The organism is Roseococcus sp. SYP-B2431 (assembly GCF_004336745.1).
Classification (GTDB): domain Bacteria; phylum Pseudomonadota; class Alphaproteobacteria; order Acetobacterales; family Acetobacteraceae; genus Roseococcus.
This window is the reverse complement of the sequence record NZ_SJXD01000027.1, coordinates 346948-367032: the sequence shown is the minus strand read 5'-3', so window position 1 is coordinate 367032 and position 20085 is coordinate 346948. Positions and strand designations below refer to the sequence as shown.

22 protein-coding genes and 1 tRNA gene are annotated in these 20085 nt (G+C 68.9%); 13 read left to right on the top strand and 10 right to left on the bottom strand.

Translation table 11 applies throughout. The annotated features are described in order from the left end of the window. Positions 1 to 112 precede the first annotated feature (112 nt). The 6 genes from EJV46_RS18280 to EJV46_RS18255 form a co-directional block, all read right to left on the bottom strand. Positions 113 to 187, bottom strand: a tRNA-Gly gene (locus EJV46_RS18280). 147 nt (positions 188 to 334) lie between these two features. Further along, positions 335 to 1264, bottom strand: coding sequence for an SAM-dependent methyltransferase (locus EJV46_RS18275; RefSeq protein ID WP_131550126.1), 930 nt, complete (start codon positions 1262 to 1264; stop codon positions 335 to 337). Further along, positions 1228 to 1566, bottom strand: a complete 339-nt coding sequence (locus tag EJV46_RS18270; RefSeq protein WP_131550125.1) for a DUF423 domain-containing protein — start codon at positions 1564 to 1566, stop codon at positions 1228 to 1230. The genes EJV46_RS18275 and EJV46_RS18270 overlap by 37 nt, the downstream gene beginning before the upstream one ends. 9 nt (positions 1567 to 1575) lie before the next feature. Continuing rightward, entirely contained in the window at positions 1576 to 2241 is a 666-nt protein-coding gene (gene nfi / locus EJV46_RS18265) for a deoxyribonuclease V (RefSeq protein WP_131550124.1), read from the bottom strand. Next, positions 2234 to 3130 (bottom strand): metal ABC transporter solute-binding protein, Zn/Mn family, encoded by an 897-nt coding sequence (locus EJV46_RS18260; RefSeq protein WP_131550123.1) that lies wholly within the window; start codon positions 3128 to 3130, stop codon positions 2234 to 2236. Before EJV46_RS18260 ends, nfi begins: the two co-directional genes overlap by 8 nt. 52 nt (positions 3131 to 3182) lie before the next feature. Further along, the gene (locus EJV46_RS18255; RefSeq protein ID WP_240782632.1) at positions 3183 to 3773 is read right to left on the bottom strand and encodes a hypothetical protein; all 591 of its coding nucleotides are present in this window, start codon (positions 3771 to 3773) and stop codon (positions 3183 to 3185) included. Between the two features lie 308 nt (positions 3774 to 4081). Between EJV46_RS18255 and EJV46_RS18250 the strand changes: the two genes are divergently transcribed. The 3 genes from EJV46_RS18250 (at position 4082) to EJV46_RS18240 (ending at position 6862) form a co-directional block, all read left to right on the top strand. Continuing rightward, complete coding sequence (locus tag EJV46_RS18250; RefSeq protein ID WP_131550121.1) at positions 4082 to 4720, top strand: class I SAM-dependent methyltransferase; 639 nt, start codon at positions 4082 to 4084, stop codon at positions 4718 to 4720. Positions 4721 to 4792: 72 nt separating this feature from the next. Then, on the top strand, positions 4793 to 5740 hold the full coding sequence (pip, locus tag EJV46_RS18245) for a prolyl aminopeptidase (protein WP_131550120.1): 948 nt from the start codon (positions 4793 to 4795) through the stop codon (positions 5738 to 5740). A 147-nt stretch (positions 5741 to 5887) separates the two neighbouring features. Beyond that, complete coding sequence (locus EJV46_RS18240; RefSeq protein WP_131550119.1) at positions 5888 to 6862, top strand: tripartite tricarboxylate transporter substrate binding protein; 975 nt, start codon at positions 5888 to 5890, stop codon at positions 6860 to 6862. Positions 6863 to 7045: 183 nt separating this feature from the next. Here EJV46_RS18240 and EJV46_RS18235 read toward each other — a convergent pair whose 3' ends face one another. Beyond that, complete coding sequence (locus tag EJV46_RS18235) at positions 7046 to 7852, bottom strand: DUF169 domain-containing protein (protein WP_131550118.1); 807 nt, start codon at positions 7850 to 7852, stop codon at positions 7046 to 7048. A gap of 152 nt (positions 7853 to 8004) precedes the next feature. Here EJV46_RS18235 and EJV46_RS18230 point away from each other — a divergent pair, with 152 nt between their 5' ends. Then, a complete protein-coding gene (locus tag EJV46_RS18230) occupies positions 8005 to 8868 on the top strand; it encodes an N-formylglutamate amidohydrolase (RefSeq protein WP_131550117.1) in 864 nt (287 codons plus the stop codon). A gap of 4 nt (positions 8869 to 8872) precedes the next feature. Here the strand turns inward: EJV46_RS18230 and lexA are convergent, their stop codons facing one another. Further along, positions 8873 to 9562, bottom strand: coding sequence for a transcriptional repressor LexA (gene lexA, locus EJV46_RS18225; RefSeq protein WP_131550157.1), 690 nt, complete (start codon positions 9560 to 9562; stop codon positions 8873 to 8875). 200 nt (positions 9563 to 9762) lie between these two features. Between lexA and EJV46_RS18220 the strand changes: the two genes are divergently transcribed. Further along, entirely contained in the window at positions 9763 to 10635 is an 873-nt protein-coding gene (locus EJV46_RS18220; protein ID WP_206020861.1) for an SDR family NAD(P)-dependent oxidoreductase, read from the top strand. Here EJV46_RS18220 and EJV46_RS18215 read toward each other — a convergent pair. Next, a complete protein-coding gene (locus EJV46_RS18215; RefSeq protein ID WP_131550115.1) occupies positions 10588 to 11337 on the bottom strand; it encodes a carboxylesterase in 750 nt (249 codons plus the stop codon). The two genes, EJV46_RS18220 and EJV46_RS18215, sit on opposite strands and share 48 nt — an antisense overlap. A gap of 59 nt (positions 11338 to 11396) precedes the next feature. On the opposite strand from EJV46_RS18215, the gene EJV46_RS18210 reads away from it, so the two are divergent. Next, positions 11397 to 12509, top strand: coding sequence for a glycosyltransferase family 4 protein (locus tag EJV46_RS18210; protein ID WP_131550114.1), 1113 nt, complete (start codon positions 11397 to 11399; stop codon positions 12507 to 12509). Next, complete coding sequence (locus tag EJV46_RS18205) at positions 12500 to 13411, top strand: glycosyltransferase family 9 protein (protein ID WP_165585602.1); 912 nt, start codon at positions 12500 to 12502, stop codon at positions 13409 to 13411. The genes EJV46_RS18210 and EJV46_RS18205 overlap by 10 nt, the downstream gene beginning before the upstream one ends. Here the strand turns inward: EJV46_RS18205 and EJV46_RS18200 are convergent. Then, positions 13393 to 14301 (bottom strand): NYN domain-containing protein, encoded by a 909-nt coding sequence (locus tag EJV46_RS18200; RefSeq protein WP_165585600.1) that lies wholly within the window; start codon positions 14299 to 14301, stop codon positions 13393 to 13395. The two genes, EJV46_RS18205 and EJV46_RS18200, sit on opposite strands and share 19 nt — an antisense overlap. Positions 14302 to 14326: 25 nt before the next feature. Between EJV46_RS18200 and thrS the strand changes: the two genes are divergently transcribed. The 6 genes from thrS to trmD all read left to right on the top strand — a co-directional run bounded on the left by thrS (position 14327) and on the right by trmD (position 20068). Next, positions 14327 to 16285 (top strand): threonine--tRNA ligase, encoded by a 1959-nt coding sequence (gene thrS, locus EJV46_RS18195; protein WP_131550111.1) that lies wholly within the window; start codon positions 14327 to 14329, stop codon positions 16283 to 16285. 71 nt (positions 16286 to 16356) lie between these two features. Beyond that, complete coding sequence (infC, locus tag EJV46_RS18190; RefSeq protein WP_131550110.1) at positions 16357 to 16881, top strand: translation initiation factor IF-3; 525 nt, start codon at positions 16357 to 16359, stop codon at positions 16879 to 16881. Between the two features lie 171 nt (positions 16882 to 17052). Further along, positions 17053 to 18426 carry a signal recognition particle protein gene (ffh, locus tag EJV46_RS18185; protein ID WP_131550109.1) on the top strand — a complete coding sequence of 458 codons (1374 nt, stop codon included), beginning with the start codon at positions 17053 to 17055 and terminating at the stop codon, positions 18424 to 18426. Between the two features lie 49 nt (positions 18427 to 18475). Beyond that, entirely contained in the window at positions 18476 to 18808 is a 333-nt protein-coding gene (gene rpsP, locus EJV46_RS18180) for a 30S ribosomal protein S16 (RefSeq protein ID WP_131550108.1), read from the top strand. Between the two features lie 25 nt (positions 18809 to 18833). Further along, positions 18834 to 19358, top strand: coding sequence for a ribosome maturation factor RimM (rimM, locus tag EJV46_RS18175; protein WP_131550107.1), 525 nt, complete (start codon positions 18834 to 18836; stop codon positions 19356 to 19358). Then, on the top strand, positions 19355 to 20068 hold the full coding sequence (gene trmD / locus EJV46_RS18170) for a tRNA (guanosine(37)-N1)-methyltransferase TrmD (RefSeq protein ID WP_131550106.1): 714 nt from the start codon (positions 19355 to 19357) through the stop codon (positions 20066 to 20068). The genes rimM and trmD overlap by 4 nt, the downstream gene beginning before the upstream one ends. Positions 20069 to 20085 lie beyond the last annotated feature (17 nt).

Here is a 20085-nt window from a genome sequence, read left to right as displayed (position 1 = left end):
GTTTCCGGGGTCGTTGCGTTCTCCAACCCTCAAGCCGGATCGGCAAAACCCCAGGAAACCTGGGGCTCAGGCCACCATACGACGCCTGGAAGCGTGAGGTTGGAAGAGCGACTGGAGCGGGCGAAGGGATTCGAACCCTCGACCCCGACCTTGGCAAGGTCGTGCTCTACCCCTGAGCTACGCCCGCCCGCTCCGTGGGGGAGCATGTGCCACGGGCTCCGGCGCTTTGCAACCCGGCCCCGTGAAGCTTTTGCAGAATGATGCATCGAGATCGCTTATCCCGCTCGAACAGGCCGTTCAGCATCGCCGCCGGCCGTCCTTGGGCAGCGGCAGGTCAGCCCAGGAGGACGAAAGTCAGCTCGTGCTTGTTGTGCGCCGAGTGGAACAGCCTCGCGCCTGGGATCGCCGCGAACTCGGCTGCGATGTCGTGATCCGTCTCGCCCTGGAACTTGATCGAGCAGAAGAAATTGCGGGCGAAGCCCTGCCATCGACCCACGAGGCCGAGCAGCCGCCTCGGGTAGCAGATCACGTCGCTGAACAGCCAGTCGACGGGCTCCGGCGCAAGGCCGAAGGCGCTCTCCTGCCGCCAGGACACGCCCGGCATGGCCATCACGCGATCGTCGATCGGCGCCTTGTCCACTGCCGTAACCGTGGCGCCCAGCTTCGCCAGGGCCCAGCTCCAGCCGCCCGGCGACGCCCCAAGGTCGAGGCAGGTCTCGCCCGGGCCAGGATGCCGTCCGATTCGCGTCAGCCCCTCCCAAAGCTTGAGATAGGCGCGGGAGGGCGGCCCCTCGCGATCCTCGACGAAGCGCGGTGCGCCGCCGGGAAAGGGGGAGGATTTCGTGGGAGAGGCGAGGATCGCTTCCGCCGTCAGCAGCGTCCAGCCGCCGAGATGCCCTTTGGGCGGCGCCTCGGGGAAGGCCAGGGCGCGCGCCTTCACAGGCGGCAGCCGCTCCGCGATGAGCGCGGCCCGGCGGTGATGCGCCACGCCAGGCACGAGCGACCAGTTGCGCTGGATGGCCCGCAGCCCGTCGGCGGCCAGCTTCACGGAAGGCGCCTCGATCACCCTTGGCGCGTCCCAGATATCGAGCGCCCAGGCCGCCGGCGACGCCGGCTCGGGCGACAGCGCCAGCCGCCCGTGCCAGGACGAGACGGACCGGCCGGAGCGCTCCAGCTCCTCGGCCAAGGGCTGCTCCAGCCCCTCGTCCGCGAGGTAGGCGGCGGCGATCACCGGCGCCAGGCCAATAGGGCGAGCAGGGCCCATCCGGCCATCAGGACCATCCCGCCCGCCGGCGCGACGGGGCCAAGGGAAGTTCCGCCAAAGGCGCGGAACAGAACCGCCCCCGCGAAGAGGATCATCCCCAGCGCCAGCACGCCCGCGACGAGGAACCCTTGCCGCCGGTTCCACAGGCCGAGCCCGATCAGCGCCGGAGCGTGCCAGCCCAGCAGCATGGCGACGCTTCGCACCATTTCCGGCGCGTCCATGGGCAGGTGCGCGCCGATGGCGGCGAGACCGACGGCGGCGAGTCCGAAGACGCCGGCGAGGCTGAAGCAGAGACGTTGCATCCGGCGAAACTACGCGCCCGCGGCGCGCCGCACCATGCCGGCCGCCTCATGGGCGAGTCGCGTGGGCTCGGGGAGTCGTCGCCCGGCCGTGGTCGCGCGCACCCAGCGCAGCGCCGTCGGCAGCGAGATGCGATGGCCGATGGAGATCCAGAGCGGATTGGCGCGCTCCCGCGTGCGCAGCAGGGCGCCGACCTCCTCGCCGCGGTCGTAAAGGCGGGCCTCGCTGCCGATAGCCTCGCCGAGCGGCTCGACCGGCGTGCCCACCAGCCGCGACTTGCCGACGCCGATTGTCGGCAGATCCAGCTTCACGCCGAGATGCGACGCGATCCCGAGCCGCCGCGGATGCGCGATGCCCTGGCCGTCGACCATCAGCAGATCGGGCTTCACCCTCAGCGCGCCGAAGGCCTGCACCGCGGCTGGAACCTCGCGGAAGCCCAGGAGGCCAGTGATGTAGTGCAGATCCGGCGTGGCGGTGAAGCCGGCCCGATCCACCTCCGTCAGCCCCGGCCATTCCAGCACGACGATGGCCGCGTAGACGCGCAGCGTCGGGTCGAAGCGCGAGCAGGAAACATCCACGCCGCCGATGAAGCGCAGCGGCTCCGACAGCGCATCCTCGGCGATCACGCGCGCGGCGAGCACGCGCTGCTCCTCGCGCAGGGAGGCGAGGTCAGCCATCCCCGCGCATCGCGGAGACCATCGCGCTTGTATTGTGCCGCATCATGGCCTCGTAACTCGCGGCCGGGCCGCCGGTCGCGGAAAGCGCGTCGGCATAGAGCCGGCCGCGGATTCGGGCGCCGGCCTCCTCGGCCAGCCGCCGCAGCGTCGCGGGATTGCCGATATTCTCCAGGAATACGGAACTGACGCGCTCGGCGCGGATCAGGCGGATCAACGCCGCCACCTGCTGCGCCGAGGGCTCCGCGTTCGACGAGACGCCCTGCGGCGCGCGGAAGCGCACCCCGTAGGCCGCGCCGAAGTAGCCGAAGGCCTCATGCCCCGTGATCACCACGCGCCGCGCTTCCGGCACGGTCGCGACCTGCTCGCGAATCCAGGCATCGGTGGCTTCCAGCCGCCGGACGTAATCGGCCGCGCGGGCGCGGTAGTGCTCCAGGCCGGCGGGATCGGCGCGCATCAGCCCCGCCTCGATGTTGCGCACGTACCGAATCGCCAGCCGCACGTCCTGCCAAGCATGCGGGTCCTGCCCGCCATGGCTGTGCCCCCCCGAGGCGCGGCGCAGCGTCAACCCCTCGGTCGCCGTCACCGCCACGCCGGCGAAGCGCGTGGAGGCCAACAGCCGGTCGAACCAGCCGTCGAATCCGGCGCCGTTGCGGATCGCGACCCGCGCGCCGCGCAGCGCCTCGGCGTGCGAGGGGCGGGGCTGGAAATGATGCGCGTCCATGTCCGGCCCGACGATGACCTGCGCCGCCGCGCGCTCGCCGCCCACTTCGCGCAGCATGTCGTGGAGGATGGAGAAGGAGGCGACCGCCGATACTGCGGATTGGGCGCGGGTGTCACTGCGGGGCAGGCCGACAAAGGCGGCCGCGGCAAGAAGGGAACGGCGGAGCATGGGAGATCCGGGGTGTGTTACTTTATAACCTATCGCCCAATGGGCCGGAAGGTCAACGTCCGAGCAGGCGCTTGATCCAGCCACGCAGCCCTTCGCCGCGCTTAATGCTCTTCTGGTGCGCCACATGCGGCCGGCGGAGGGGCGGGGGCAGGGCGGTGGCCACGCTGTGGCGCGTGGTGTCCTCGGCCTCGATCAGCCGGAGCTCGAGCAGCAGCACCTGGGCCACCGCCTCGGGCGGATCCTCGCGCAGCAGGGCGCGGGCGGTGTTGGCCGCGTCGTCCCATTCCTCGGCGCGGCGCAGCGCGTCCACGACGCGGACCTTCTGCTCGGCGTCCAGCGGCGGCCCGCTGCGCCAGAGCGCGACCGACTCCAGCCGCCAGGCGCGCGCCAGGTCCAGCTTGCCGAGGTCGTCGGCCGTCCAGGCTGCGTGCAGCGTGGCCTCGGCGGCAGCGTGCAGCGCGCCCGTCTCCTCCAGCACCAGCGCCCAGGCGAGGAAGCGGCGGGCCAGAGGGGGATGCGAGGCGTCGTTCAGCAGCGCGCGGAAATTGGCTGCGCCCACGGCCTGGGCGGCCGCCGGATGCGCCTGGGTGATGTCGGGCGCCGCATAGCCGCAATGGGGGCATTGCTGCAGCCATCGCGGCATCGTCCCGCGCACGGGATGGCCAGGCCGCAGATCGAGGTCCGGTGCCTGCTCGGGTGCCCCGGGCCGGAAGGGGTTCTGCCGGCTCTCCGTTCCGCAGACGCCGCAGATTGCGTCGCGCGAAGCGACGGAGGCGGAGCTCTGTGCGGGCCGTGGTTGTGACATTCCCCCTAAATTAGGGAAGAGAAGGCGTCAGGCGAAGGGGCAAAGCGGGCAGGTCGATCATTTCTTCCTTCCTCCGGCGCCGCCGGGTTCCGCTGCGGCGCAGCGAGGCCTAGCCTTCATCCCCTCCGGTCGAGGAACCGTTCTGCATGCGCGACCGCAACGCCGAGATGCGCCAGGCCATCGCGAAGGACTGGATCGACCCGCCCTATTATCGCGATGCCGAGGGCTGGCTCGACACCTTCTGGGCGCCACGCAGCCCCTTCCTGCCCCTGTTCCGCCAGCTCGACCTGACGCGGGTGATCGAGCTGGCCTGCGGCCATGGCCGGCATGCCGCGCAGATCCTCGACCAGGCGGGCGAGATCACCCTGATCGACTTCGAACCCCGCAACATCGAGGCCTGCCGCAGGCGCTTCGCCGGCCACGGAAAACTCCGGTATATCGTCAATGCCGGCAACGACCTGCCAGGCTGCGAGGATGGCGGCTACAGCGCCCTCTTCTGCTACGACGCCATGGTGCATTTCGAGCTTCTGGACGTGATCGCCTATCTGCGGGAGACGCATCGCGTCCTACGCCCGGGTGGCCGGGCCCTGCTGCATGTCTCGAACAACCGGCAGAATCCGGGCGGCTTCTACCAGCAGAACACCCATTGGCGGAATTTCGGCAGCCTCGACGTCTTCCTGCATCTGGCCGACCGCCTCGGCTTCATCCTGCTCGACAGCCGCGTGCTGGACTGGCCCGGCGCGCGGGAGATCGACGGGCTGATGCTGCTGGAACGTCCCGCGTGATTGGGTCTGGAGGCGGCGCGCCGTCTGACCTACATTGACGCCGCTTCACTTCGGCCCCTGAACCGGAACCCAATGCCGCGCGGCGATCTTTTCCCCGACATAGCCCCCTTCGAGACGGGCCTGCTGCCTTTGGGCGACGGCCACGTCATGTACTGGGAGCAGGTCGGCAACCCGCGCGGCCAGCCCGTGCTCTTCCTCCATGGAGGCCCCGGCGCGGGCGCGGGGGCCGTGCATCGCCGCTTCTTCGACCCGGCGCATTGGCGGCTGATCGTCTTCGACCAGCGCGGCGCCGGCCGCTCCCGCCCGCTCGGCGAGCTCAAGGCCAACACCACGCCGCATCTGGTCGAGGACATCGAGACGCTGCGGCGCTTCCTCGGCCTGGAGAAGTGGCTGCTCTTCGGCGGCTCCTGGGGCTCGACCCTGGCGCTGGCCTACGCGCAGGCGCATCCGCAATGCGTGACGGGCTGCGTGCTGCGCGGTGTGTTCCTGGGGCGCGACGAGGAGGTGGACTGGTTCCTCCACGGGCTGCGCCGCTTCTTCCCCGATGCCTGGGCCGCCTTCGCCGAGCACATCCCCGAAGCCGAGCGGCACGACCTGCTGGGCGCCTATCTGCGCCGGCTCACCGACCCCGATCCCTCGGTGCACCTGCTCGCCGCTCGCTCCTGGAGCCATTACGAGGGCAGCTGCTCCACGCTGCTGCCGAGCCCCGAGACGGTGGCCTCCTTCGCGCAGGACCGCACGGCGCTGGGCCTCGCGCGGATCGAGGCGCACTACTTCGCCCATAAGCTGTTCCTGCGTGAGGGCGGGCTGCTGGCCGGCATGCAGTCCATCGCGCAGATTCCGGCCGAGATCATCCAAGGCCGCTACGACATGGTCTGCCCGGCCGAGACGGCCTTCGAACTCGCGCTCAACTGGCCGCGCGCGCGGCTGACGGTGGTGCCGGATGCGGGGCATTCCGCGCTGGAGCCGGGCATCCGGACTGCGCTGGTGAGCGCGGTGGAGCGGTTCCGGCGGCGGTAGGACGCTCCGGCCAGGGAGGGCTGCGGACACCGTGACGCGCTCTCGGTCAGGACCGACGGTCCGCAGACGACGGCACTTCGGCGCCGCTGCGATTCCCAAGCCACCGGATCGTGATTTAGGCTTTCTCCAAAATCTGGAGGAACGCCCATGTCTGCCCCACGCCGCGCCCTGCTGGCGCTGCCGATGCTCCTCGTGGCCCGTCCGGCGGCCGCGGCCTTTCCCGAGCGCGCGGTCCGCCTCGTGGTGCCCTATGCGGCGGGCGGAAACTCCGATGTCGTGGCCCGCATCTTGGCGGCGCCCATGTCGGAGATTCTCGGCCAGCCCGTCGTCGTGGAGAACCGGCCCGGGGCGGGCGGCAGCGTCGCCTCGCTGGCAATGGCGCGCAGCCGGGCGGATGGCTACTCCCTGATGATCGGCAGCAACGGCCCAATGACGGTGAATCCGTCCATCCAGCCCAATCCCGGCTACGACCCGTTGCGGGACTTCGCCCCCATCGGGCTCGCCTGCCGCACGCCGCACACGATCGTGGTGAAGAACGGTCTGCCGGTGCGGGATCTCCGCGAGTTCATCACCTATGCCCAGGAGCGCCGTGGCCAGGTGACGGTGGGCAGTTCCGGCGTGGGCAGCAGCGGCCATCTCGCCATCGCCAGCTTCGCCGCCCTCACCGGGCTCACCTTGCAGCACGTGCCCTACCCCAGCGGCGGGCAGATCCTGCCGGACCTGCTGGCCGGCAATGTGGATGCCTCCATCACGGAGATCAGCACCATCATGCCGCTCCACAGGGCCGGTCAGGTCCGTATCCTGGCCGTCGCGACGGCCGGGCGCTCGGTGCTGGCGCCCGACATCCCGACGGCCGGTGAGGCTGGCGCGGCCGGCTTCCGGGAAGCTGCCTTCATCGGCGTGGTGCAGCCCGCCAATCCGCCCGCCGAGGCGCAGGCGACGCTCGCGGCGGCACTGGCGGCGGCGCTGGCGCGGCCCGACACCGTCCGCCGGCTCAACGAGTCGGGCAGCGAGGTGGCGGCCGAGGAGGAGCGCACGCCGGCGGGCTTCGCCGCCTTCCTGGATGCCGAGCTGCGCCGCACCCAGGCGGCGGCGGTGCGCGCCCGGCTGCGGCCGGCCTGAGGGAAGCTGAATGCGGATCGTCGACGCGCAGGTCCATATCTGGGGGCAGGTGACGCCGATCCGATCCTGCGAACGAACTCTGCCGGCTCTGCCGAAAGACGACCATCATCTTGCCTGACGACGCCCGCGAATTGGCCTTCCTCGTCGAGGAAGGCCTTGCCCGGCTGCGATGTGCAGCGCGAATTAGGCTTTCCCAGCGTAGCTCTTTCCCATGCCCATGGCCGGGTCCGCCTGCGGCCCGTAAGGCATGATGGGATAGCGCAGCCCGGCCTTGGAGAGGCCCTTCAGCCCTTCGACGGCCCGGGCGAGATCGGCCGGCGGGCAGGCCATCAGCATCTCGTCATCGGCGACGCCGCCATAGCGGCGTTCCGCGTAGCAGGGCAGGGAGAGGCAGACCGTCCGGTCCCGCAGTGCCCGGCCCCAACTGTCGGCGCAGGCGCTCTCGCCGGTGATAGAGAAGTCGTAGCGGCGATAGTTCCGCCACTGCAGCCCATTGATGAAAAGGATCATCTGGGCGGGGTTGCCGTAGAAGAGGCAGACATCCGGCGGGTCGAGCCGCGCCGAGCGCAGCGGCGAGACGACGAGTCCGTGATACTCCGGCGGAACGCGCGGCATCTGCGCCTGATGCGCGGCGGAGGCCTCGATGTTCTCGAACCAGACCCCCTCCATCTTCCGGCCGGAGGTGTAGAGCTCGGAGGGGGCGTTCAGTCCGACGACGCCACCGCAATTGCTGAATTCCGGGACATTCTCATGCGTGATGGCGAGGGTGAAGCCGGCCATGCGGGCCTGGGTCACAAGCTGGCAGGTCGAGAAGCGCTTCCCCTCCTGCGGCCGGCGCAGTCCTGGAATGGCCTCCATCGCGGCCTGGTCGCGGAAGAGCTTCATGCCGAATGGTAGCGTGCGCAGCCGGAGCAGGTCGGATAGCGCACTCGCGAGATCTGCGACGACTGCCGCATTTGGCGTGGATGCCTCGCTCGAGCCGTCGGGCATGACATATCCTCCTTGTGATGGGTTCGAGCCTTGCACAAGGACGCGTCGATAAGAAGCCGATTGGGCGACCGTGTGAAGGTGCTGCGTAAGCACAGGTCCGACGCGCGGCCGAGTGACAAAAACAGGCCGCCATGGCCTAATGGCCCTCTCATATGGATGATCTCGCCACTCACTCCCCGCCCTATGACCTGTTGCGACCGGAGCGACAGACGAGCCCGCTCGTCTTTGCCTCGCCCCATTCGGGCCGCGACTATCCGGAAGAGTTTCTGGCCTCGACCCGGCTGGACGCCGTAGGGATCCGCCGGAGTGAGGACGCCTTCGTGGACGAGCTTTTTGCCGCGGTCCCCGCCTTCGGCGCCCCCCTCCTCGCCGCACGCTTTCCGCGCGCCTGGTGCGATGCCAACCGCGAGCCCTGGGAACTGGACCCGGGCATGTTCGACGCCCCTCTGCCGAGTTGGGTGAATAGCGCGAGCCCGCGGGTCGGCGCCGGCCTGGGGACGATCGCGCGGGTCGTCGCCACTGGCGAGACGATCTACCGCCACCGGCTCTCCTTCTGGGAAGCCGAGCGCCGCGTCCGCTCCTGTTGGGAGCCCTATCACGCGGCCCTCGCGAAGCTGCTCGCGGAGACCCGCGACCGCTTCGGCCTCTGCCTCATGATCGACTGCCATTCCATGCCCGCGCACCCGGCACAGGCGCTGGATCCCCCCGATTTCGTTCTCGGCGACGTCCATGGCACGACCTGCGCCCCAAGGGTCACGCGCGTGCTGGAGGCCGGGCTACAAAATCTCGGATACCGGGTCCGGCGCAACGACCCCTACGCGGGCGGCTATATCACCCGGCATTACGGGCGGCCGCGGGAGGGGATTCACGTCATCCAGATGGAGATCGCCCGGCCGCTCTACATGGATGAGCAGCACATCCGGCGCAGCGCGAACTTCGCCAGGCTCCAGACCGATCTTTCCGGCCTTGTGGAAAGGCTCGCGGCGGAGGACTGGCATCTCCTGACCGCGAGATAGCTCCTCAGTAGCTGCGGATCAGCCCGATCAGCCTGCCCTGAACCTGAACCCGGTCCGGCCCGAAAATCCGGATCTCGTGATTCCGGTTCGCGGGCTCGAGCGCCACGGAATTGCCGCGCCGCCGAAGGCGTTTCAGCGTGACCTCGTTTTCATCCACCAGGGCCACGACGATATCGCCATTCTCCGCCGAGTCGCCGCGGCGGATCACCACGGTGTCTCCATCCAGGATACCCGCCTCGATCATGGAATCGCCGGCCACCTCGAGAGCATAATGCTCGCCGCTGCCCAGCATGCTGATCGGCACGTCCACGCCCTGCCCTTGATCGCGCAGGGCCTCGATCGGGATGCCTGCCGCGATGCGGCCGAAAAGCGGAAGCGTGATCGCATTGGGCTTGTCCGGCTTCGGCGGCCGGCCGAAATTGCCCTGCACGACATTCGCCGCGACCTCTTCAGGGCTGTCCACGCGCGGAGGCACGGCGCTGCCGGGCAGCCGCATGACCTCCAGCGCCCGGGCGCGATGCGCCCGACGCCGCAGGAAGCCGCGTTCCTCGAGAGCTGTGATGAGCCGGTGGATGCCCGATTTCGATTTCAGGTCGAGCGCCGCCTTCATCTCGTCGAAGGAGGGGGAGAACCCCGTCTCCTCGAGATGATGGTTAATGAACATGAGCAATTCATGCTGCTTGCGCGTTAACATTGAATCTGAACCCTTCCCAAAATGGGAAACCTTGATTCCCCTTGGGCCGGCGTGAACAAACCGGCAACTCGAAATTCGTTCTAGAAAGGTTCTTCCGAATCGGTCAATCGGAAAACGCCATTGAGCCAATGTTTTGTCCGCGTCGAGCTTCGAACCGGTCGGGCGCTGGCGCGAGGCGGCACCAGAGGACAGATTGCCCCATGAACTTGAACACGACCCTTCTCGTGGTCGGCCTGGGCTACAGCGGTACCGCCATCGCTTTGCTCGCCTTGCGCGCCGGCCTGCGCGTGCTGGCGACGGCGCGTGAGCCAGCGGCAGCCTCCGCCCCCCGGGGGGTCGAACTGGTCAGCTTCGCCGATCCGGCGCCCTACGCCCTCGCGACCCATCTCGTCGTCACCGCCCCCCCTGGCCCGGCGGGCGATCCGGTCTGGAGGCTTCACGAGGAAGCTCTGCGCACCGCGCCGCTGCGCTGGGCCGGCTATCTTTCCACCACGGGCGTCTACGGCGATCGCGGGGGTGCCTGGGTGGACGAGACGGCCGCGCCCGCGCCGGCCCAGCCTCGGAGCGAAAGGCGGCTGGCCGCGGAGTGCCAATGGACGGCGCTGGAGTCCCGTGTCGCGGTCGACATCTTCCGCACCGCCGGCATCTACGGGCCGGGCCGCAGCACGATCGACGACCTGCGCGCCGGAACGGCGCGCCGGGTCGCCCGTCCCGGCCACGCCTTCGGCCGGATCCATCGGGACGACATCGCCCGGGCGGTGCTGGCAGCCCTGACGAGCTCATCGGGAACCGGCACCCGGATCCTTCACCTCGCCGATGACGAGCCCGCGGAACCGGCCGAGGTCACGGCCGAAGCCGCCCGTCTTCTCGGCGTCGCAGCGCCCCGCAGCATGGCCTTCGCCGAGGCCTGGGCCGGAATGAGCGAAATGGGCCGAAGTTTCTGGGCCGAGAATCGCCGCGTCAGCAATGCGTACACGAAGGCAGCTCTTGGTCTCGAATGGGCCTATCCCAGTTATCGGGAAGGTCTACGTGCCATTCTCGCTCAGGAGCGCGCCGAGGGTGCGTCCCAGTAGCGCGAGATTGTCCGGGGTCGAGAGCCGATGATCGCCGCCCTTGATCAGCGTCACCTCGACATCGCGGCTGGTGATGCGCTCCGCGAGGCGCAGGCTGTGCTGCCACGGCACATCCGGGTCGTCCTGACCGTGCAGGAATCGGACGGGCCGGTCCAGGGTGATCGGTCCGCCGAGAATCAGGTGGTCCCGCCCGTCCTCGATGAGCGCGCGCGTGATCGGGTAGCCGTCCCCATAGGCGCTGGGCCTGGTCCAGAATCCCTCATGCTGGATCTGATCGCGGACGGACTGCGGAAATTGCGCCCACATCAGCTCTTCCGTGAAGTCGGGCGCCGCGGCGATGCCGATCAGGCCCGCCACGCGCTCCGGATGGCGTAGCGCCAGCAGGAGGGCGATCCAGCCCCCCATCGAGGAGCCGATCAGGATCTGCGGCCCCTTGGTCAGCTCCGCCAGCACAGCTGCGGCGTCCGCGAGCCAGCCGCCGATGGTCCCATCTTCGAAGCGGCCTCCCGAGGCGCCATGGCCGCTGTAGTCGAAGCGCAGATAGGCCCGGCCTCGGGTGGCGCACCATTCCGCGAGATAGGCCGCCTTGCTGCCGGTCATGTCGCTGTGGAAGCCGCCCAGGAAGACCACGCCGGGCTCCTTCCCCGCCAAGGCGCGATAGGCGAGGGGCGTTTCGCCGAGAGTGCCGCTGCGTTCCTGCATGGCCCTCGGATGGCATGCATGGTTGCCGTCGTCCATGCCCGGGATTAGCAACGCGCCATATGTCACGCCCTCCCGCCATCCTGCAGGTCCTGCCCGCTCTGGAGTCGGGCGGCGTGGAGCGCGGAACGCTGGAGATCGCAGAGGCGATCGCGGCCGCAGGGTACCGGGCCATCGTCGCATCGGCCGGTGGACGGCTCGTGCCGGAACTGGAGGCATTGGGGGCCACGCATGTGACGCTCCCGCTCCTCACCAAGTCGCCGATGGGCATCTGGCGCAACGCTGCCCGTCTGGCGGAGATCGCGACCCGGGAACAGGTCTCCATCATCCATGCGCGCTCCAGGGCCCCCGCCTGGTCCGCCCTGCGGGCGGCGCGGCGGAGCGGGGCGCATTTCGTCACCACATACCACGGCACCTATGGCGAGGGCTGGCCCGGAAAGCGGCTCTACAACTCGGTGATGGCGCGTGGGGAGCGGGTCATCGCCATCAGCCGGCATATCGCCGACCACATCCGGCGCCTCTATGGCGATGGGGAACGGATCCGCGTGATCCCACGCGGCGTGGACCCCCGCCGTTTCGACGCCGCGCGGGTGGAGCCGTCGCGCGTCGCCGCCCTGCGCGCTGCATGGTCCTTGCCCGACGGCGCCCAGGTCGCGCTGCTGCCCGCGCGCATGACGCGTTGGAAGGGACACGACGTGCTCATCCGGGCATTGGACCGTCTGCCCGGAGTGGTCGCCGTTCTCGCCGGCGATGTGGCGGGCCGCCAGCGATACGTCGAGGAGCTTCGCGCCCTGGCGGAAGGGCGCGGCGTTGCGGGTCGTCTCCGCTTTGCCGGCCATGTCTCGGACATGCCGGCGGCCATGCTCGCCGCGGACGTGGTGATCCATGCCAGCACGGAGCCCGAGGCCTTCGGGCGGACCGTGACGGAAGCGCAGGCCCTGGGCAGGCCGGTCATCGCATCGGATCTCGGCGGGCCGCGCGAAACGGTGGAGGACGGCGTCACCGGCTGGCTGATCCCGCCAGGCGATGCGGTCGCGCTGTCGGACGCCATCGCTCGCGTGCTGGCGATGCGCGCGGAAGAACTGGCGGCGATAGGCGAGGCCGCCCGCCGCGGCGTGCCGACGCTCGAGGCGATGCAGAACGCGACTCTGGCCGTGTATCGGGAATTGCTGTGACCGAGCGAATTCTTGTCATCAAACTCGCCGCGCTGGGGGACTTCGTGCAGGCCTTCGGTCCCTTCGCGGCAATCCGGAAGCACCATCCCGACGCCGAGATCACGCTTCTGACGACGAGGCTATTCGCGACGCTTGCCGCTGAAAGTCCCTGGTTCGACCGGGTATGGTCCGAGGGGCGGCCCAACTGGTGGAACCTCGCCGCCGTCCTGCGTCTGGCCCGAAAGCTTCGGGATGCGGGTTTCGACCGTGTCTACGACCTGCAGACCTCCGGGAGGTCCTCGCGATACCGGATGTTCGTCGGGCGCGGGGCCGAGTGGTCGGGCATCGCGCGCGGCGCCTCTCACCCGGATGCAGACCCGCAACGCGATCTCCTGCACACGGTGGACCGGCAACGCGGGCAGCTGGTCGCGGCCGGGATCACCGATTTCCCGAGGCCGGATCTCGGCTGGCTGGACACGGATGTCTCGGCCTTGGGCCTGCTGCCCCGTTTCGCGCTGCTGCTTCCCGGCGCATCCGCGGCTCGCCCGGGGAAGCGATGGCCTGCCGCGCGGTTCGGCACGCTGGCGGCGCGGCTCGACCTGCCCACGGTGGTCTGCGGCGTCGCCGGCGAGGCCCCGTTGGCGGCGGAAATCCGGCGGCTGGCGCCGCAGGCCGTCGACCTCACCGGACGCACGGACCTGCGGCAACTCGCGGCGGTGGCGCGGCGGGCGGATCTGGCGATCGGGAATGACAGCGGCCCCACGCACCTGGCGGCGGCGATCGGATGCCCGACGGTCGCGCTCTTCGGGTCCGAGAGCGAACCTGCCCTTTGCGCGCCGCGCGGACAGGCGGTGACGATCCTGCGACGGCAGCCCATCTCCGGGCTGTCGGTGGACGAAGTGCTTCAGGCCGCCGGCGGCTGATCGGCCCATTCCGGTCGCAGCACATGGCCGCCGCCCGGCCCGTCGCGCCGGACGAAGCCCCCGGCCGCGGCCAGCAAGGCATCAAGCGAGCCGTAGCCCGCGAAGTCGCTGCCGCGCAGGGTCCGTCCCGTCCGGTTCCGCACCATCTGCCCGAGATGAGGAACGTGCACCGGGTCCTGGGCGTCCGACATAATGTCCCGCACCACGCCCAGCAGGTCCGCGGCCACCTGCCCGCCAAAGGGCTTCCCCGGCTCCGGTGAGGCCTGCCAGCCGAGCCAGCCCGCGAGCAGGTCGAGCCCGATCACCTCGTCGGCGGCCGATCGGACGATGCGTCCCACCTCCGGATGGGCCACGAGCCTCGTGCGCCGATCAGCGGCCCGCAGCCGCAGCAACAGGGGCACGAAATCGGAATCGGTGGAGAGAAGGTTGAATTCGTCGAAATGCGCGGGGGACAGCATGGCCTCCATCGCGTCGAGCGCGATGCGGACATCCGCCGCGTTCTTCAGCCGGGTGAGCTTGGGGCAGTCGATCACCTCGAAGCCAGCGGCCATGAAAGCCCACCGGAACTCCGAATACCGGAAGCGGGAGCCGTCCTCGTCATCGAGGCTGCCGGCCGGGTTCATATAGCATCGGCGGAGCAGCGCCCGGCGGGGCCGATCGCCGAGCAGCCGTTCCAGCCATGTTTCCGGCTGCTGGGCGAAGCGCAGCGCGACCTCGCTGCCGGCGCCATCCCGCAAGCCCGAGATCAGGTTGTCGAAATCGAGGAAGAGAGCGCTACGCAATTCGGGCATTGGGGACATGCCTGATTTTGCAGCTTCGGGGCCTTTCGGGCAATCACCGGGCCTTGACCGGGCAAGGCCGTCTCCCCATGGTCCGCCGTTCGCTTCCACGCCAGACATAGCAAGAGAAATCTAGATGCCCGCGATCACCCTTCCCGACGGTTCGATCCGCCAGTTCGACGGCGCGGTGACCGGCACGGAGGTGGCCGCGGCCATCGGCCCTGGTCTGGCCAAGGCGGCGCTGGCCATGGAGATAGATGGCAAGCTCGCCGACCTTTCCGAGCCGATCGCGTCCGATGCCTCGCTGCGCTTCATTACCCGCCGGGATCCCGAGGCGCTGGACCTGATCCGGCACGACACCGCCCATGTTCTGGCCGAGGCCGTGCAGGAGCTGTTCCCGGGAACGCAGGTCACCATCGGGCCGTCGATCGAGAACGGCTTCTACTACGACTTTGCGCGCAACGAGCCTTTCACCCCCGAGGACTTCGCCGCCATCGAGGCGAAGATGCGCGAGATCATCGGCCGTGGCGCCCGCTTCCAGCGCAGCGTGGTGAGCCGCGAGGAGGCGATCGAGCTCTTCAAGGGAAAAGGGGAGCGCTTCAAGGTCGAGCTCATCCAGGATCTGCCCGAGGGCGAAACCATCAGCCTCTACAGCCAGGGCGATTGGATAGATCTCTGTCGCGGTCCGCACATGCGCAGTACGGCCGATATCGGCGGTGCCTTCAAGCTGACCAAGGTCGCCGGCGCCTATTGGCGCGGCAAGCCGGAGAACCCGGTGCTGTCGCGCATCTACGGCACCGCCTGGCGCGACCAGAAGGAACTCGACGCCTATCTCCACATGCTGGAAGAGGCGGAGAAGCGTGACCACCGCCGCATCGGCAAGGAGATGAACCTCTTCCATCTTCAGGAAGAGGCGACCGGCAGCATCTTCTGGCATCCGAAGGGCTGGAAGCTCTATCGCACCGTCGAGGACTACATGCGCCGCCGGCTGGACGCGGCGGACTATCAGGAGGTGAAGACCCCGCAGCTTGTCGACCGGCGGCTGTGGGAGGCTTCGGGCCATTGGGAAAAGTTCCGCCACGCCATGTTCCAGGCCAAGGTCGAGGACAAGGACGAGGCCGATCGCATCTATGCGCTCAAGCCAATGAATTGCCCCTGCCACGTGCAGATCTTCAACCAGGGCCTGCGCAGCTATCGTGAGCTGCCGCTTCGCATGGCGGAGTTCGGCGCCTGCCATCGCTTCGAGCCCTCTGGCGCGCTGCACGGCATCATGCGCGTGCGGGCCTTCACGCAGGACGACGCCCACATCTTCTGCGAGGAGCACCAGATCGCGGCGGAGACGGTCCGCTTCGTGGCGCTCCTTTCCGGCATCTACAAGGATCTGGGCTTCGTCGATTTTCGGGTGAAGTTCAGCGACCGTCCGGATGTGCGCGCCGGCGACGACGCCACCTGGGACCGCGCCGAGGGCGCGCTGAAGGAGGCGTGCTCCATTGCCGGTGTCCAATTCGAGCTGAACCCGGGCGAGGGCGCTTTCTACGGGCCGAAGCTGGAATTCGTCCTGCGCGACGCCATCGGCCGGGATTGGCAATGCGGCACGCTTCAGGTGGATTTCGTCATGCCGGAACGGCTGGACGCGCTTTATGTCGCGGAGGACGGCACGCGCAAGCGGCCCGTCATGCTGCACCGCGCCATCCTCGGCAGCTTCGAGCGCTTCCTGGGCATCCTGATCGAACAGCACGCCGGGCGCTTCCCGCTCTGGCTGGCGCCGGTGCAGGTGGTCGTGGCGACCATCGTTTCGGACGCCGACAGCTATGCGCAAGAGGTGAAGGCCGCCTTCGCTAAGGCCGGGCTGCGGGTGGAACTCGACCTGCGGAACGAGAAGATCAATCGCAAGGTGGTGGATCATATCGAGCAGCGGGTCCCGGTCCTTGCGATTCTGGGCCGCAGGGAGGCCGAACTCGGCCAAGTCGTGCTCCGCCGCCTGCCAGGGCGGGAGCAGGAGGTGTTTTCTCTGGCGGAGGCGGTGGACCATCTGGCAAAGGAGGCGACCCCTCCCGATATGGGTGACCTGCCTGCGGATGCTGTTGCAGCGTGACGCGCCACGTTCCATAACGCGCGCCTGATTTGCCGTAACTGAGACAGGAGACGACCATAGCACGAGGCCCTATGCCCCCGACGCCCCCCTCACGCGAGGGGCCCCGCGTGAACGAGGAGATCCGTGTTCCGCAGGTGCGCCTGATTGACGAGGCGGGCGAGATGCTTGGCGTGATGAGTATTCGCGATGCGCTGTACAAGGCGTACCAGTCGGGGCTTGACCTGCTCGAGATCAGCCCGAATGCGGTGCCGCCTGTCTGCAAGATCACCGACTACGGAAAGTTCAAGTACGAGCAGCAGAAGAAGGCCAACGAGGCCAGGAAGAAGCAGAAGGTCGTCGAAATCAAAGAAATCAAGGTTCGCCCGAACATTGATGACCATGACTACGACGTGAAGATGAAGCAGGCCAAGAGCTTCATCGGCGAGGGCGACAAGGTGAAGGTCACCCTGCGTTTCCGGGGGCGGGAGATGGCCCACCAGGAGCTCGGCGTGAAACTGCTGGAACGGATCCGGGCTGAGCTGGTCGAGCTGGTGAAGGTCGAGTCCATGCCTCGGCTCGAGAACCGGCAGATGATCATGGTGCTGGCGCCGAAGTAGCGGTCGAAGCCGAGCCAGCGGCGCGGCGTCCCGTTCTCTGTTGACTTTTCGCGGTGTGGGGTTTAGGCGCCTCTTGCCGGGATCGTCCGGCTTGGGTCCCGCATGAGGCGGGATCCCCGTCGCTCCGCGAGTATCGCGCAGCGGCGCGATTTTGTTTGGAGTGGCTTTCGCGTGTTCGAGGCGTTGGGCAACAGGCTTCAAGGGGTGTTCGACCGGCTGCGCGGCCGTGGCGCGCTGTCCGAGGCCGATGTCTCCGATGCGCTGCGTGAGGTGCGCGTGGCCCTGCTCGAGGCCGATGTCGCGCTGCCGGTCGTCCGCGATATCATTGCCAAGGTTCGCGAGGGGGCCGTCGGGCAGGAGGTCATCCGCTCGATCCAGCCCGGCCAGCAGGTCGTCAAGATCGTCCATGACGCGCTGGTCGAGGCGCTGGGCGGTGGCGATGAGGGGCCCCGTGGGCTCGACCTGAACGCAGCCTCGCCGGTGCCGATCCTGATGGTCGGCCTGCAGGGCTCGGGCAAGACGACCACTTCCGGCAAGATCGCCCTCCGCCTGCGCATGCGTGAGCGGAAGAAGGTGCTGCTGGCCAGCCTGGACGTACATCGCCCGGCCGCCCAGCTCCAGCTTGCTCAGCTGGCGGAGCGCGCCGAAGTCGTCAGCCTGCCCATCATCGCCGGTCAGTCGCCGCTGCAGATCGCCGAGCGCGCGATGGATCTCGGCCGGCGCGAGCTTTACGACATCGTCATCCTCGACACCGCCGGCCGCCTCGCGATCGACGATGCGCTGATGGACGAGGTGGCCGCCGTCAAGGCCGCGGTGAAGCCGCATGAGACGCTGCTCGTCGTGGACGCCATGACGGGGCAGGATTCGGTGAACACCGCGCGCGCCTTCAACGAGCGCGTCGGCGTCACCGGCATCGTCATGACGCGCGTCGACGGCGATGCGCGCGGCGGCGCGGCGCTCTCCATGCGGGCCGTGACCGGCGCGCCCATCAAGCTGCTGGGCGCGGGCGAGAAGCTCGACGCGCTGGAGGACTTCCACCCGGACCGCATCGCCAACCGCATCCTCGGCATGGGCGACATCGTCTCGCTCGTGGAGCGCGCGGCCGAGACCATCGACCAGGCCGAGGCCGAGAAGCTCGCGGCGCGCATGCAGAAGGGGCAGTTCAGCCTCGAGGACTATGCGAGCCAGCTGAAGCAGATCGGCAAGATGGGCAATCTTTCGGGCATCATGGGCATGCTGCCGGGCGCCCAGAAGATCAAGCAGCAGCTCGGCGACGCCAATCTGGATCAGTCGATCCTGAAGCGTCAGGCCGCGATCATCGGCAGCATGACGGTCGGCGAGCGCCGCAAGCCCGAGATCATCAAGGCGTCGCGCAAGAAGCGCATCGCCAGCGGCTCCGGTTCCTCCGTGCAGGAGGTGAACAAGCTGCTCAAGCAGTTCGAGGACATGCGCGACATGATGAAGCGCATGAACAAGATGGGCCAGAAGGGGCTGATGCGTGGCGGGCTCGCCGCGCTCCTCCCCCAAGGCCGCAGGCCGTTCTGAGATGAGCCGGCCGAACCCCTTCCCAAGCTTTACCTGAGGAGAGAGCCCAATGGGCCTTAAGATCCGCCTTGCCCGCGCCGGCGCCAAGAAGCGCCCCTACTACCACATCGTGGTGGCCGACAGCCGCTCGCCGCGCGACGGCCGCTTCATCGAGAAGCTGGGCAGCTACAACCCGATGCTGCCGGCCGAGCACGAGGATCGCATCCGCCTGCAGGAAGAGAAGATCAAGGAGTGGCTCGGCAAGGGCGCGCTCGCGACCGACCGCGTCGCCAAGTTCCTGGGCAAGGCCGGCATCATCGAGATGCCCGTGTTCCCCGAGCAGCCCAAGCAGTCGGCGCCGAAGAAGAAGGCGCAGGAACGCGCCGCGGCCGCTGCGCGCTGATCTGAAGGCATCGGGCTGAAGGCAGATGGCGGGCGGGAAGGTCCTGTTGGGCGAGATCGGGAGGCCGCACGGCGTGCGGGGCCTGGTGCGCGTCCGCAGCTTCACCGCCGAGCCGGAAGGCCTGACCGCCTATGGCCCACTGACGGATGAGAGCGGCACCAGGCACTTCGCGCTGGAGTTGGTCGCGGCCGATCTGGCGCGGATCGAGGGTGTGGCCGATCGGGACGCCGCCGCGCGGCTCACCGGAACGCGGCTCTACGCGTCGCGCGCTGCGCTGCCGCCCACCGAGGATCCGGACGAGTTTTATCTCTCCGACCTGGAGGGGCTGTCGGCCTTCACCGAGGCAGGGGCTCCCTTGGGCCGCGTCCGCGCGGTCGAGGATCACGGGGCAGGGGCCTTTCTCGTCCTGGAGGGGCCGCCCGAGCGGCTGGTTCCCTTCACGCGCGCGGCCGTTCCCGCCATCGATCTGGATGGGGGGCGGATCACCGTGGTGCCGCCGGCAGAGATCGTCGTGGGAGAGGCTCCGGTCGATGGGCAGGGGGCGGCATGAGCTGGTCCGCCACCGTCCTGACGCTCTTCCCGCAGATGTTTCCCGGACCTCTTGGCGTGTCCCTGGCGGGGCGTGCGCTGCGCGAGGGCATCTGGTCCTGCGAGGCGCGCGACATCCGCGCGCATGCGCTGGACCGCCATCGCACGGTGGACGACACGCCCTTCGGCGGCGGCGCCGGGATGGTGATGCGTCCCGACGTGGTGGACACGGCCATTGCCGCGGCCATGCCGGCGGGGGACGCCCGCCCGCTGATCTACCTGACGCCGCGCGGTAGGCTGCTGGACCAGAAGCTGGTGCAGCAGCTCGCCGCGGGAGCCGGCGTGGTGATGCTCTGCGGCCGCTATGAGGGCGTCGATCAGCGCGTGATCGAGGCCCGGGGCATGATGGAGGTCTCCATCGGCGACTACGTGCTCTCCGGTGGCGAGCTCGCGGCGCTGACGCTGCTCGATGCCTGCGTCCGCCTGCTGCCTGGCGTGATGGGCGCGGCCGAGAGCGCCGTCGAGGAGAGTCACAGCGCCGGCATGCTCGAATACGCGCAATATACGCGGCCCGCCGAATGGCAGGGCCGCGCCGTGCCGCAGGTGCTGCTCTCCGGCCATCATGCCGAGGTGGCCCGTTGGCGGCGGCAGCAATCCGAGGCCGTGACGCGCGAGCGCCGGCCTGACCTCTGGACCCGAATGCAGGTTGCCGGCGGCGGCGCCGCAGCCTAAATCCCTATCCTGAAAGG

Coding starts and splice junctions, on each gene's coding strand:
- EJV46_RS18275 (WP_131550126.1), bottom strand. CDS start 1,264: ATGGGCCCTGCTCGCCCTATTGGCCTGGCGCCGGTGATCGCCGCCGCC.
- EJV46_RS18270 (WP_131550125.1), bottom strand. CDS start 1,566: ATGCAACGTCTCTGCTTCAGCCTCGCCGGCGTCTTCGGACTCGCCGCC.
- nfi (WP_131550124.1), bottom strand. CDS start 2,241: ATGGCTGACCTCGCCTCCCTGCGCGAGGAGCAGCGCGTGCTCGCCGCG.
- EJV46_RS18260 (WP_131550123.1), bottom strand. CDS start 3,130: ATGCTCCGCCGTTCCCTTCTTGCCGCGGCCGCCTTTGTCGGCCTGCCC.
- EJV46_RS18255 (WP_240782632.1), bottom strand. CDS start 3,773: ATGCCGCGATGGCTGCAGCAATGCCCCCATTGCGGCTATGCGGCGCCC.
- EJV46_RS18250 (WP_131550121.1), top strand. CDS start 4,082: ATGCGCGACCGCAACGCCGAGATGCGCCAGGCCATCGCGAAGGACTGG.
- pip (WP_131550120.1), top strand. CDS start 4,793: ATGCCGCGCGGCGATCTTTTCCCCGACATAGCCCCCTTCGAGACGGGC.
- EJV46_RS18240 (WP_131550119.1), top strand. CDS start 5,888: ATGTCTGCCCCACGCCGCGCCCTGCTGGCGCTGCCGATGCTCCTCGTG.
- EJV46_RS18235 (WP_131550118.1), bottom strand. CDS start 7,852: ATGCCCGACGGCTCGAGCGAGGCATCCACGCCAAATGCGGCAGTCGTC.
- EJV46_RS18230 (WP_131550117.1), top strand. CDS start 8,005: ATGGATGATCTCGCCACTCACTCCCCGCCCTATGACCTGTTGCGACCG.
- lexA (WP_131550157.1), bottom strand. CDS start 9,562: ATGTTAACGCGCAAGCAGCATGAATTGCTCATGTTCATTAACCATCAT.
- EJV46_RS18220 (WP_206020861.1), top strand. CDS start 9,763: ATGAACTTGAACACGACCCTTCTCGTGGTCGGCCTGGGCTACAGCGGT.
- EJV46_RS18215 (WP_131550115.1), bottom strand. CDS start 11,337: ATGCAGGAACGCAGCGGCACTCTCGGCGAAACGCCCCTCGCCTATCGC.
- EJV46_RS18210 (WP_131550114.1), top strand. CDS start 11,397: ATGTCACGCCCTCCCGCCATCCTGCAGGTCCTGCCCGCTCTGGAGTCG.
- thrS (WP_131550111.1), top strand. CDS start 14,327: ATGCCCGCGATCACCCTTCCCGACGGTTCGATCCGCCAGTTCGACGGC.
- infC (WP_131550110.1), top strand. CDS start 16,357: ATGCCCCCGACGCCCCCCTCACGCGAGGGGCCCCGCGTGAACGAGGAG.
- rpsP (WP_131550108.1), top strand. CDS start 18,476: ATGGGCCTTAAGATCCGCCTTGCCCGCGCCGGCGCCAAGAAGCGCCCC.
- rimM (WP_131550107.1), top strand. CDS start 18,834: ATGGCGGGCGGGAAGGTCCTGTTGGGCGAGATCGGGAGGCCGCACGGC.
- trmD (WP_131550106.1), top strand. CDS start 19,355: ATGAGCTGGTCCGCCACCGTCCTGACGCTCTTCCCGCAGATGTTTCCC.